Below are 13,110 nucleotides of genomic sequence, written 5' to 3' on the forward strand. Positions count from 1 at the left end.
ATTTTTATTATAAAATTTTAGTTTAGTAAAGGTACAAATATATAAGTGAAGATTTAGCAATACTAAACCCCCACAAAAAACCTATGTACAGCAGCATTTATGTGAAATAGGATTACCCCTATAACCCATAAACTGTACCCTGTAACTTATTTTCATCCTGCTCAATTTCTGTTTCTTGATTCTGCACCTCATACTCACCAAATTCTTGAATTAATTTAGCAACTAACCCTGTCCATCCTGTTTGATGACTCGCACCAATACCTGCTCCATTATCACCATGAAAATATTCATAGAATAAAATCAAATCTCGCCAATTGGGGTCTGTTTGAAACTTTTGTGTACCACCATAAACAGGACGTTCACCAGCAGAATTTTTTAAGAAAATGCGAGTTAATCTTTGAGATAATTCTATTGCAACTTCCCAAAGTGTCATCATTTGACCAGAACCAGTAGGACATTCTACTTTAAAATCATCCCCCAAGTAGTAATAAAATTTTTGCAGTGATTCTATCAGTAAATAATTGACTGGAAACCAAATCGGCCCACGCCAGTTAGAATTACCCCCGAATAAACCACTACTAGATTCAGCAGGTTCATAATCTACACGAAATTGATTCCCGTTTACATTAAAAGTGTAGGGATGTTCAGCATGAAAGCGAGATAAAGCGCGAATACCATAGGGACTGAAGAACTCACTTTCATCTAGCATTTTTTGCAAAATACTTCTCAGCTTATCTCTGGAAACAATTGCTAGTAATCTTGTCGCACCTATACCTTTGGTTTCCATACAAGCTACATTTTGCCGCAAATCAGGGCGATTTTGGATAAACCATTCTAACCGCTTTTTAAAACCAGGAAGCATTTTTAAAGTGTCTGGTTCAATTATTTCAATCGCAAATAGAGGAATTAATCCTACCATTGACCGCACTTTTAAAGTAATCTGCCTTTCGGGTAAATGCAGCACATCATAGTAAAAACCATCTGACTCATTCCACAAACTGGCTTCCATTTCACCAATTTTATTCATGGCATCAGCTATGTACAGAAAATGCTCAAAGAATTTAGTGGCAATATCTTCATAAACTGGATTAGTCTTGGCTAATTCTAGCGCGATCGCTAGCATATTTAAACAATACATTCCCATCCAACTTGTACCATCAGATTGGTTAATGTGTCCGCCTGTAGGTAAAGCTGCACTCCTGTCAAATACACCAATATTATCTAATCCTAAAAATCCCCCTTGAAAGACGTTATTACCCTCAGCATCTTTGCGATTTACCCACCACGTAAAATTGAGCATTAGCTTTTGAAATACTCGTTCTAAAAACTGTCTATCTGCTCCACCATAAATTTTCTGCTCAATCTTATAAATCTGCCAAGTTGCCCAAGCATGAACAGGGGGATTTACATCACCAAAAGCCCATTCATAGGCGGGAATTTGCCCATTGGGGTGCATATACCATTCTCGCGTTAAAACATCTAATTGGTACTTGGCAAAATCTGGGTCAATCATGGCCAAAGGAATGGTGTGAAATGCTAAATCCCAAGCTGCAAACCAGGGATATTCCCACTTGTCTGGCATAGAAAGAATATCTTCATTATAGAGATGAAACCATTCTTTGTTTCTACCATTGCGGCGTTCTGGTGGTGGCGGTGGATTGTGGCGATCGCCTTTCAACCAATCCTCAACAATATAATGGTAAAATTGCTTACTCCACAACATCCCTGCAAAGGCTTGACGCTGCACATTCCGCATATCTTCACTAAGATTAAATGGCGTAATGCGTTGATAAAATTCATCAGCTTCTTGCTGGCGTTGACTAAAAATTTGATCAAACTCTTGCCCAAATGGTTCAATTAAATTTCCTAAATTACAAAGTCGCAATTTGATAATTTTAGTTTCACCTGGGTTAACTGTTATCACATAATTAGCAGCCGCTTTCGTACCAATTTTTTCAGAATTAACTGCGGATTTTTCACTATTGATAATATAGTCATTAATCCCATCTTTAACATAAGTAGACCCATGAGAATAACCAAATAATCGCTGATAGTTAGTTTCATTTTCTGTAAATAAAACTTCTGTGGCTTGCTGACAATATAACCATCTTTTACCTAAAGTTTCATGTAACGCTGCTATAGTCTGAAAACCATCACCTGATATTACTTCTTGTAAAACAGGTTTATTTTTGTCTCCATTCCAAGACCAAGTATTGCGAAACCAGAGAGTAGGTAATACATTGAGCATCTTAGCTTCTGTTCCTCGGTTAATGACCTTGATTTGAATCAAAATATCTTCAGCAGTATTTTTGGCATATTCGACAAACACATCAAAGTATTTGTCATCATCAAATACACCTGTATCTAACAATTCAAATTCTGGTTTTTGACGATCGCGGTTTTGATTCTCTGCAACTAATTGGGAGTACGGAAAGGCTGTTTGGGGATATTTATACAACGCCTTCATATAAGAATGAGTCGGGGTACTATCTAAATAAAAGTAACATTCCTTAACATCTTCGCCGTGATTACCTTCATTCCCCGTCAGCCCGAAAAAACGTTCTTTGAGGATAGCATCTTCACCATTCCATAGAGCGATCGCAAAACAAAGACGTTGATGATTATCAGAAATGCCAAAAATTCCATCTTCACCCCAACGGTAAGCGCGTGAACGAGCTTGATCATGGGTGAAATAATCCCAAGCAGTCCCATGAGAACTGTAATCTTCGCGCACCGTTCCCCACTGGCGATCGCTCAAATAAGGCCCCCATCTCCGCCAATGGGCTACGTGATGCGAAGCCTCTTGTAATCTAATTTCTTCTTGGGTTAGATTTGCCATCATAGCATTGTACTTTTATTTATTTGCTATCTGGAGTATCCCGTTTTTCCCCTAGGTGTAGCTGAAGTTTTAATTAAATTCAAGAGAAAGATTAGTAAGTAAAAATCTAGAAAAAACTCAGGAAAAACTAATGTTAATTTTTCCAACACTCCGCGTTTAAAGACCCTCAATTCCTAACCAAGCACACAAAACCTCTGCAACAGTCCACGCTTGGGCAATACATCCCCGTGGAGTCATCGGCGCATCACCATCAAAAATTTCGCTGAGACTACCAATACCATGTGCAGTCAGATGATTTGCCATTGGTTCGAGAAATTGACGCGCCTGCTGAGGATTGTTGTAAACGCGTAGATGAGCTTGAACAAAAGCACCTATTAACCAACCCCAAACAGTTCCTTGGTGATAAGCTCCATCTCGTTGATACTGATTCCCTCCATATCTTCCCTGATATTTTGGATGATTAGGAGAGAGCGATCGCAATCCATGCGAAGTTAACAGCATTCGCCCACAAGTTTCTACCACAGACATCTGTTGAGCAGGGGTGAGAGGACTTTCTGGTAAAGACACTGCAAAAATTTGGTTAGGACGCAACGATGAATCATCCCCATCAGGGCTATCTATCACGTCATAACAATAACCTAGCCCATCATGCCAAAATCGAGAAAATCTTGCTAACACCCTATCTGCCATTGCCTGATATTCTTGATGTGGTTTACCAAGCTGACGGGCAAATTTCGCCATAGTCCGTAAAGCATTATACCAAAGTGCGTTGACTTCAATGGGTTTACCGATTCGGGGTGTCACTACCCAGTCTCCCACCTTGGCATCCATCCAAGTTAATTGCACACCTACAACCCCTGCATAAAGTAAACCATCGGCGGGATCTAAATGAATGTTGTAGCGTGTACCGCGACAATGCCAATTAATAATATCCGCTAACACCGGAAAGAGTTCACCCAGCAGATGATCATCGTTTGTAGCACTGTAGTAAGCGCGGGCTGCTTCAAAGTACCACAACGTAGCATCAACTGTATTGTATTCTGGTTGCTCCCCCGCATCAGGAAAGCGATTAGGTAACATTCCCTGATTTATATATTTGGCAAAGGTGCGGAGAATGGAACGTGCTACCTCTGGGCGACCAGTGGCAATTGTCAAGCCTGGTAGACTAATCATGGTGTCTCGTCCCCAGTCACTAAACCAGTGATAACCAGCAATAATGGTTTTGCCGTTGGGTTCTTCTGGTAATGGACGATCTACAATAAACTGGTCAGCAACTAATATTAGATGGTTAATCCAAGCTGGTAATTCTTGACTATCGAGAGGTTGATGAGCTTTAGCAATTTCTATTAACTTCTGTTCTTGAGTGCGGCGCAACTTTAGCGCGGTTTCTCCCTGCAAATCTGGTTTTTTGTCTGTGCTGGCGACAAAAGTAAAAGATTCTCCAGGATTGAGTGTCACTTCTATAGTAGCGGCGTGGAGGTGGTCTTCTTTATCACTCAGTCCGCGATAGCGTTCAACTGCCAAATCAAAGCCATAATACCAATTGTGGACAGGAGACACACTACCAAAGTCACTGAGGAGATAGAAAGGTGTAGCACTAGGATAAGCAGTAATACAAATTCCCTTTTCAACTGTTTCTAGAGACATTTGCCAGTTATTACTCTGGGTATCGCCGTGATAATCACGGTAGTTAATCATTGCTTTGAGTGTTAGCTGAAGCGGTTGGGTAGCGCAAGACAAAGTATATTGAACGTAGGTTGTATTAGCACCTTGCTGCATCCACACCCGTTTTTCTAACAAAGCATCAGCCACAGCAAATCGCCATACGGGGATTGTACCTTCCAAAGCAAACCGCTCAATATGTCGATAACCGTGGGGACTAACAATAGCATCAGCCCAGCGATTAGTATTTAAGGGATAAGAGCAAGTATCATACAGAACAGTTTCATCTAATTTTGCCAGCAGTAAAGTACGACCTAAAGGCGGTTGCAAGGCTGCTACCAATAAACCGTGATAGCGACGGGTAAGTAAACCTGCTACTGTCCCAGAAGCATAACCACCAATCCCATTGGTAACTAACCACTCCCTTGATTCGGCTGTGTCGAGATTACCGCAAATTTCCCGCCCAAATTCCATACACATAAATCAACACTCTTGCTGGCGATCAATATATGGATTATCAGTGATGAATTCTATTGTCTGCTGAGAGTGAAATTAAGACTTAATGAGAATTAATTATACTGGGCGAGGATTCAGAATAGGCGATCGCTAATTTTGCTTAAATAACTACCCTATTAAGGACTTCCAGATAAAAAAATATCCAAACTGTAGGGTGCGTCAGTGCGATAGAACCTAACTATACTCAGAAATTATTCATACTGACGCACCCTACCCAACCATCAATTGCGGATAATTTATTTTTTGGTGTTCCTTTAATCAGCCTGAGAGAGTTCTGGTAAGAGTCTGATATCTTAATCAATGCGCGATCTACTGAAATGAGTAAGCATTTACAACAAATGAGTAAGCAAACTGCGATTTACTTGCTAAATCTACTGAAATGAGTAAGCATTTACAACAAATGAGTAAGCAAACTGCGGTTTACTTGCTAAATCTACTGAAATGAGTAAGCATTTACAGCAAATGAGTAAGCAAACGAGCATTTTGCTTATTAAAATTTATATTTGATAGACAGATTTTTTCTACCTACACTCATCATATTAAAGAAAATTTTTTAACCTACACTCATTCAAGAACGTTCAAATCTGGTTAGAGTAACTCCAGTATTTTTCCATTCAGCCTTTTGGATCTAAACTATGAAAAATAGATATTCTTTTATTGGTGGTAAGCAAGGCACATGGCGAGTATTAGATGTGCGGGGTATTCTGGGAATAAGTTTAGAACTTGTTGAAAGAATCAATGTGGTAAATGATGCTGTCACAAAATTACCATCAGATAGTTTGTGGACTTTACAAGGTTTTAGCAGCAACGTTCGCTATGCTGTGCGTGATGAAATAAATGTTCTTCAGGCAGTGCAACCTGTGTTAAATCGCTCAGAAGCTGTTTTAGCAGTGCTGATCCCCATTAAAAAATCTGCCCAGTGGTGGGAAATGCCACAAGATGAGAGGCGCGCTATTTTTGAGGAAGAATCTCATCACACAGCAAATGGTTTGGAGTATCTTCCAGGCGTTGCGCGTCGATTGCTTCACTGTCGTGATATTGAAGAACCATTCGATTTTCTCACCTGGTTTGAATTCGCACCGGAACACACCAAGGGTTTTGATGAATTGCTGTTGCGGATGCGCGCCAGCAAAGAATGGGAGTATGTGGAACGTGAGATTGAAATTCGTCTGGAGCGTGATGAATAAAGTAAAAAGTACATCATTATAAGTAAGTAGAATTATTTAATTAAACATAAACTAGACCTAACCCCCAACCCCTTCCCTTGTAGGGAAGGGGAGAGGTTTGGAGAGAAGCTACAGCAGTCGCGTTACAATTTAGCTCAAAACGTAATTTTGTATGCTGACTGAACCAAACAAAGCTCTCGTACTCCAGTTCTACAAAGCCTTTGACGATCGCAAAATAGAACAAGCCTTGGATCTTCTAGCTACTGATTTTGTTGCTCATTTAGCGGGTGTACCTGAACCATTAGATAGGGAAGGGTTCAAGCAATTTGGGATGTCATTTTATTTAGCTTTTAGCCAAGGTCAACACGTTTTTGATCAGGTGATTGTTTCAGGTGATAGTGTTGTAACCTGCGGAACATTCACCGCAACGCATCTCGGAGAATTCCAAGGACTCCCGCCAACAGGTAAGCAAATCACTTTGTCAATTATGCACATTGATCGAGTCGAGAACGGGAAAATTGTTGAGCATTGGGGTCAAGGTGATGCACTTGGACTGATGCAACAGTTAGGGATTGTTTTCTTGCCCGGTCTACAATTATTACCACAGATCCTCAAAGGTGTAGTATTCAAACTGTTGAAGAAATCTGCATAGAAGCGAAGTTTGCATACAACCCAAAAACAGTTATGAATAAATCTCCAGTGAACCAGCAGCCTGTAGCAAAATGGTTTCGATATTGTTTGTTGCTCACAGCAATTTTTAATCTGTTTGGCGCAATTAGATTTGCACCTCCAGTTTACTATCCGGCTGATACTGTAATACTTCCAAAAGATGCAATATTTGTTCATTGGGTGATAGCATCATGGATTCTTATCTTAGGTGTGAGTTATGCTTGGCTAGCAATTAAAGCTAAAGTCGAGAATTTCTTTATTGCTGTAGCCGCAGCTTTTAAAATTGCGATCGCCATATTATTTTTTGCATTTTGCTTTAGAGGTGACTTGCCATTGACGTTTCTATTTGGTGGTTTTGGTGATCTCTTCTTTGCCTTTGCTTTTATTTTCTGGCTGTTTCAAACTCAACAAAGAAGTAAAATCTACACAGACTAATAACCCTAATGCAGTTATCAAACTTCTAACAGCCACTAAAGAATCAGAAAAAGCAGTATGGCAAAATCCACCAAAACTTACTGGAATCCATTGATTGTAGAACATCGAGAAGAATGGCAAGCGATCGCAGGCTTAGAACAAATTGCTGAAGAACTCACCCTTAGCATAGATGAAGAAACTGGCGAATACACGCGTTTAACTCGTTTTCATCCCGGTGCTGATACCACTCCGTTTGGTGCAAAAAGTCATCCCTATCCTGAAGAGATTTTTGTCGTTAGTGGTCGTCTTTATGATCAAGCTTTTGATATGTGGTTAGAAAGCGGACATTATGCAAGTAGACCACCGGGTGAGATTCATGGCCCATTCAAAACTGATATTGGATGTGTTGTGCTAGAAATATCATTTCCTAATCGTATCGAGTAACAAGTGATTCTTACTACTTTATAAACTTCATTGCTACCCCATTCATACAATAACGTTTACCTGTAGGTGCGGGGCCGTCGTCGAATACATGACCTAGGTGTCCACCGCAACGACGACAATGCACTTCTACTCTGGTCATCAACAAAGATTTGTCTATAGATGTACCAATTGCTCTATCAATTGGCGAGTAAAAACTAGGCCAGCCCGTACCACTGTCAAATTTGGTTGTAGATGTAAACAATGGTAAGTCACAAGCAGCACAGATATAAGTCCCTTTTGCATATTGCTGATCGAGTGGACTAGTACCAGCACGTTCAGTGCCATGTTTCCGCAATACGCGAAACTGTTCTAGCGTTAAAATTTTGCGCCACTCCTCATCATTTTTCATGATTTCAAATTTATTGTTGGCGATCGCCATAACTTGTGACTTACCTGTTAAATAGCGTGATAACAATACTGTGGCAACTGTTACTGCACCTGCTTGTAAAAAATATCGTTTTTTCATAATTTATTGGCAAATTTAGCTAGTTGTATTACTAGCTTGAACCTTGACTCTGAATTAGCCCTGATAAAATTATTAAAATTCTCTAAGAATAATGGTGATAGGAAACAGAGAACAAATAATTATGAGGTGTACTGAATTGCTCTGAGACTAAGAACCAGGCAAGCGATCGCTCAACAGCCATTGTGTCTTATTCGCTTCTGAATGACGATAGCCACAGCGAAAAATACAACGTTTATTATTGTGGTGATGTAGTTTAGCGCAGCGAACAGCACGTTTACCTTTGAGCATTACATAAATTTCTGCGGCTGAGAGCATCCCCAGAAGTGGTGCAGTAAAATAAACCCAAATATCTGTCCAATTGTGAGCGGGAATTGCTGATGCTAGAGTACGTGCTGGATTCATGCTCATCCCTGACAAGGGGGCTTCTATAGTAATGTAGATTGCAATGAGTATCCCTGAAAATATCCCCGTAAATGGGGCAAGTTTGGGAGTATTAGAGACAAATAAAATCATCAGCATCACCCCAAAAGAAATAATTATTTCAGCTAAAAAGGCGATACCTGTACCCTCCACACCAGGAATTGTAATAATGTAATTGACAGAGGGATGGGTAATTGCATTTCCCAATAGTGCGATCGCTAACAGTAATCCCATCAATCCGCCTAAAAATTGCGCCAGGATATAAAAAATCGCATCCCACAGCTGAATTTTGCCGAGGCGGAAGAAAGTGAATGTGACAACTGGATTGATATGTGCGCCGGATTGCTTACCCCAAGGAGAGTAGACGATCGCGATCGCAATTAACCCCATCGCTACTCCGATGATCAAGCGGCGTAAAATTGCTTCGTGAATAGTCTGTCTGATCATTGAAGCTGGATGCTCTAACACCGCAGTCACAATCGCCGCCAAAATCATAAAAATACCCAAACCCGCAGCTTCCATCAAATATTCAGGATAGTGTTTCCGTAGTGCCTGCAACATCATAACTTTGGATTTTGGATTTTAGATTAATCCATAAAAAAAATTGTTTTTGGTATAGTTTTTACTTACTGTTCTTGATAATTCCAAAGTAATCCTCCATCCACAAAAAAGGTACTACCTGTTATATAGTCAGCATCAGCAGAAGCGAGAAAAGTCACTAAGGAAGCTACATCTTGCGGTTTACCTAAGCGACTCAGGGGGATATTTTGTAATAATGCTCCCAACTTTTCTGGATCATTCAACAACTTAGTATTAATCGGCGTTTCTATTGCTCCTGGCGCAACATTATTAATAGTTATCCCCAATGCACCCAACTCAACTGACAAATTACGAGTCAACATTTTTATTCCACCTTTACTAGCACAATAAGCTGTAAAATTAGGAAATGGTAATTCTTCATGCACCGAACTAATATTAATGATTTTCCCAGTTCTTTGAGTAGCAATTAAATGTTGAACAAAGCTTTGAGTAGCGAAGAAAACACCTTTTAAATTAACATTCATCACAGCATCATAATCTGCTTCTGTGACTTCCCAAAAAGGTGCGTGTTTTTCAATGCCAGCATTATTTACCAAAATATCTAATTTGCCAAAATGGTGAATACTTTCTGCAATTAATTGACGCACTTCCTCAACACTACCCAAGTCAGCTTGTACGGTGTAACCATGAGATTTAGGACATTGAGCCATGTGGCACTTACCATCAAAAGCATCTACCTTGGCTAAAGTTTCCTCTGCTCCTTCTGGATGAGAGCGATAGTTAATCACAACATTTGCCCCAGCTTGGGCAAGATGTAAAACAATTCCTTGTCCAATGCCTTGACTGCTACCTGTAACCAAAGCAACTTTACCTTGTAAATTCATGATTTTCTCTTGATTAATTTTTAACTTCTTAAAGTAGCAGCCCCAAAAGTAGCATTAAACCTGCGACACCAAATAGCAACAGATTTATAATCGGCTAAGTTAATTTTTTGAGGAATGAGATAACGTTGTTTGCCTCTAAATTTTCGTAATGGGGCTATGACAATATAATCTCCTCTTCTTAAAGGATAAGCTGGCGGACGAGTTGAACCAATGACGTTATGAGAACGGTGTAAAACTATAACTAGGTCTGGGCCTGATGTAGAAGTTTTAAATGACTGCTCAAGCTCAATAAATGATTTGCCATCTTGGGTAGTAATGTTGACTGTTCCTTGAGTTGTGTGTTCTCCAGAAACAAATGTGCCAGACTTGATATTATTTTTCGCTGAAGATTTAGCAGGCTGTGGGGAAGACTGCATTTGAGTTAATAGTATGGAAGTATTGGCATTTGCACTAACAAGATTTGTGAGCAACTGTTTATTTGATAATTCTTGGACACAACCACCCATAAACAGAGAAACTAGACTAAATCCGAGCAAATATTTCAATTGCATAAAAAAAATCTCCTGAATGTAACAACCATTCGTTTCAGTTGGCATCTCAACCTGAAATTAATTATTATTTAGATAATTAGTTAATAAATTATGAGCATCTAAGAAATTGCATCGATAAAGCTGATTTTTTATTTAGAAAATTATGAAAATTTTCTCAGCAAAATTTAAGCCTATCTCCGTTATGCTTCTAGAGGATTTGGATCAGTTATGTGAGAGCTAAGAAAAATTGTTCCGAATGGCTACAGCAGGTGATTGCTGAGATTGTAGCCAAGGAAGAAGCTCTTTAGCTTCCCAGGAGGATTTCCCCGCCTTGGGCAATCAACCTAATCTTTTTCAGGATGCCAGATTTATGCACAATTTGCTGAATATACCCTACTGCATCCATATTTTTGGGCTATTCTTGTAGACTAGATTAGTCCAGCATCAATCTCAAATTGGCATGACTCAGGGGCAAAAAACTGCAATTGAAGGTATCTATGAAGTCTGTATTGGTGTTCCCGATGCAATTTTTGCGATTCAATACTGGGAACAATTTGGCTATCGTATCGGCCAAATGGGTGAACTATCTCCTAGTGCAGCTGATCAATTGTATGGGGTAAATTCAGGTTTACGCTCGATTCGCCTTTACCACCAAAATGCAGATCATGGTTTAATTAGGTTGATGGTGTGGCAAAATTCCACAAATCCAGGTTTGGGGTTAGCTTCAATGAAAATTAAGGGCAATCGTTGGGCTACTAGTTTAACAGGTGATGTTTTAACCATTTTAAATCATGCAGAGGAAGCAAAAGCCGCCGGGCGGGCTATCCGCTATACTCCCCCTTACTGGGAAATAATTTACCAAAAAGAGCAAAAAAATCGTCCTTTTATCGATCCTGTGGTTGGGGTGCGCGAAATGTTGTTATTGCAACCATTGACTCGACAGGTTTTGTTTCAAAGGTTTGGCTATAGCATCCCTAATTACGGTGAAATTAACCACGAATGCGCTTTTGGGACTAGCCAGTTTACCCACATGGGGATTATTGTTCAGGATGACAGCAAGGAAAGCCTGAAATTTTACGAAGAAGTTTTGGGTTTGCTGCGGGTGCGTGATGATGTGGAAACTAGCTATGAATCTTCTCTAGCGGGGAGAGATATTTTTGATTTACAACCAGGGGAAAAGTTTATTGTCACTACCTTTGATGATCCCCGTTCCTCTAAGTCTGACATGATGGCGGCGCGGAGTGGAAGGTTGTATGTGATTCGGTTTCCCAACGCGATGAATTTAGAGTCAAGGTTTGAAGCAGCACAACCTGGTAGTTTGGGGATGTCACTCTATACTTACCGGGTGCAGGGAATAGAAACATATTGCGATCGCATCCAGGCTAGTCCTGTGCCAAAATTTACTAGTATTGTCGAAAATGAGTTTAGAGAGAAAAGTTTCTCGTTTATTGCGCCGGATGGGTACTTCTGGAATTTGGTAGAAGGCTAAATAAGTCAAAAATGTCAAAAAAATCGCTAGTCTTAATTTTACTGGCTGTAATGTCTGCATTACTAGTGGCGATCTCATCTACAGCCATGAGCATTTATTCGTATGGAAATAATACTCATAATCTCAAAGCAGATGCAGCAATTGTCTTGGGTGCAGCTGTCTGGGGAGAAGAACCTTCACCAGTCTTTCGAGAACGCATTAACCACGCCGTTAACTTATATAAAAATGGTGATGTGAAGCAGATGATTTTTACTGGTGGTGTTGGGGACAAGGATGAACCCGCCGAAGCTATAGTTGGTAAAAACTATGCGATTCAGCAAGGGGTAAAAACAGCCGATATTCTAACTGAAACGCAGTCGCGCACAACGCGCCAAAACCTCAACAATGCTGGGGAAATCGCATCTCTTCACCAATTAACTAAGTGTCTCATCGTGAGTGACCCTTTGCATCTCAAACGAGCTGTATGGATGGCGCGAGATTTAGGTATGGATGCTTATCCATCGCCTACGCCTACTACCCGCTATCGTAGTTTGCAAAGCCAAATACCTTTTTTAATGCGCGAAACCTATTTTTATTTTGTCTATCTGATATTTAAAATTTAGTCACCGTTAGCTTCAAACCAGAATCGAGGCGGGGTACTTTGAGATAATCTACTGGTTCAGTAAGTTGCGGAATTTGCTTACTTGCTGATTCTTGACATTTTTTTAAGACAGCATCAGGATTTTCCAGAAATTCTAGTGGGTTGATGTTTTTACATCCTGTTTCTTGTACCACTGTCAGAGAACTGGCGGTATCTTGAAGATTATTGGTTTGGTTAATGGGATTGTTCCACTGACTATTGATGGTGACTGGTTCTATCAACAAAGCCGCAGCTTCATGACGTTCGCCGATGATTTCGAGGGAATTTTCTGGGTTAGCATAGGCAGTTTGGCTAACTGCGATCGCACCCATTACTAAAACTAAGCTTATATAAAAATATTTCATCAAAAACCTCAGTTATCTAGAATTTAAAAAGACGAATTACAAATTTGT

13 protein-coding genes are annotated in these 13,110 nt (G+C 40.0%); 6 read left to right on the forward strand and 7 right to left on the reverse strand.

Annotated features, from left to right (window positions below):
- Positions 1 to 118: 118 nt before the first annotated feature.
- Positions 119 to 2,839 (reverse strand): MGH1-like glycoside hydrolase domain-containing protein, encoded by a 2,721-nt coding sequence (locus ACM0OR_RS05620; RefSeq protein WP_414575409.1) that lies wholly within the window; start codon positions 2,837 to 2,839, stop codon positions 119 to 121.
- Between the two features lie 156 nt (positions 2,840 to 2,995).
- Complete coding sequence (locus ACM0OR_RS05625; RefSeq protein WP_414575367.1) at positions 2,996 to 4,981, reverse strand: amylo-alpha-1,6-glucosidase; 1,986 nt, start codon at positions 4,979 to 4,981, stop codon at positions 2,996 to 2,998.
- Positions 4,982 to 5,652: 671 nt separating this feature from the next.
- On the opposite strand from ACM0OR_RS05625, the gene ACM0OR_RS05630 reads away from it, so the two are divergent.
- From ACM0OR_RS05630 to ACM0OR_RS05645, 4 genes are all read left to right on the forward strand, one after another.
- Complete coding sequence (locus ACM0OR_RS05630) at positions 5,653 to 6,204, forward strand: chlorite dismutase family protein (RefSeq protein WP_414575368.1); 552 nt, start codon at positions 5,653 to 5,655, stop codon at positions 6,202 to 6,204.
- Between the two features lie 151 nt (positions 6,205 to 6,355).
- Positions 6,356 to 6,835: an ester cyclase gene (locus tag ACM0OR_RS05635; RefSeq protein ID WP_414575370.1), complete on the forward strand. Its 480-nt coding sequence runs from the start codon at positions 6,356 to 6,358 to the stop codon at positions 6,833 to 6,835.
- A gap of 32 nt (positions 6,836 to 6,867) precedes the next feature.
- Positions 6,868 to 7,287: a hypothetical protein gene (locus ACM0OR_RS05640; RefSeq protein ID WP_323266953.1), complete on the forward strand. Its 420-nt coding sequence runs from the start codon at positions 6,868 to 6,870 to the stop codon at positions 7,285 to 7,287.
- 57 nt (positions 7,288 to 7,344) lie between these two features.
- Complete coding sequence (locus ACM0OR_RS05645; protein WP_190697815.1) at positions 7,345 to 7,710, forward strand: cupin domain-containing protein; 366 nt, start codon at positions 7,345 to 7,347, stop codon at positions 7,708 to 7,710.
- Positions 7,711 to 7,723: 13 nt separating this feature from the next.
- On the opposite strand, the gene msrB is transcribed toward ACM0OR_RS05645, so the two are convergent.
- From msrB to ACM0OR_RS05665, 4 genes are all read right to left on the reverse strand, one after another.
- Entirely contained in the window at positions 7,724 to 8,215 is a 492-nt protein-coding gene (msrB, locus tag ACM0OR_RS05650; protein WP_414575371.1) for a peptide-methionine (R)-S-oxide reductase MsrB, read from the reverse strand.
- Positions 8,216 to 8,362: 147 nt separating this feature from the next.
- Positions 8,363 to 9,199, reverse strand: a complete 837-nt coding sequence (locus ACM0OR_RS05655) for an MIP/aquaporin family protein (RefSeq protein WP_414575372.1) — start codon at positions 9,197 to 9,199, stop codon at positions 8,363 to 8,365.
- Positions 9,200 to 9,261: 62 nt separating this feature from the next.
- Entirely contained in the window at positions 9,262 to 10,059 is a 798-nt protein-coding gene (locus ACM0OR_RS05660; protein WP_323266959.1) for a glucose 1-dehydrogenase, read from the reverse strand.
- A 20-nt stretch (positions 10,060 to 10,079) separates the two neighbouring features.
- Positions 10,080 to 10,610, reverse strand: a complete 531-nt coding sequence (locus ACM0OR_RS05665) for a DM13 domain-containing protein (RefSeq protein ID WP_414575374.1) — start codon at positions 10,608 to 10,610, stop codon at positions 10,080 to 10,082.
- Positions 10,611 to 11,049: 439 nt separating this feature from the next.
- Here ACM0OR_RS05665 and ACM0OR_RS05670 point away from each other — a divergent pair, with 439 nt between their 5' ends.
- Complete coding sequence (locus ACM0OR_RS05670) at positions 11,050 to 12,078, forward strand: VOC family protein (RefSeq protein WP_414575375.1); 1,029 nt, start codon at positions 11,050 to 11,052, stop codon at positions 12,076 to 12,078.
- An 11-nt stretch (positions 12,079 to 12,089) separates the two neighbouring features.
- Positions 12,090 to 12,680 (forward strand): YdcF family protein, encoded by a 591-nt coding sequence (locus ACM0OR_RS05675; RefSeq protein WP_414575376.1) that lies wholly within the window; start codon positions 12,090 to 12,092, stop codon positions 12,678 to 12,680.
- On the opposite strand, the gene ACM0OR_RS05680 is transcribed toward ACM0OR_RS05675, so the two are convergent.
- Positions 12,670 to 13,062, reverse strand: a complete 393-nt coding sequence (locus ACM0OR_RS05680) for a hypothetical protein (RefSeq protein WP_323266963.1) — start codon at positions 13,060 to 13,062, stop codon at positions 12,670 to 12,672. The genes ACM0OR_RS05675 and ACM0OR_RS05680 overlap by 11 nt on opposite strands.
- Positions 13,063 to 13,110 lie beyond the last annotated feature (48 nt).

This window comes from Anabaena sp. CCY 9402-a (genome assembly GCF_963920945.1).
GTDB classification, from domain to species: domain Bacteria; phylum Cyanobacteriota; class Cyanobacteriia; order Cyanobacteriales; family Nostocaceae; genus Trichormus; species Trichormus minutissimus.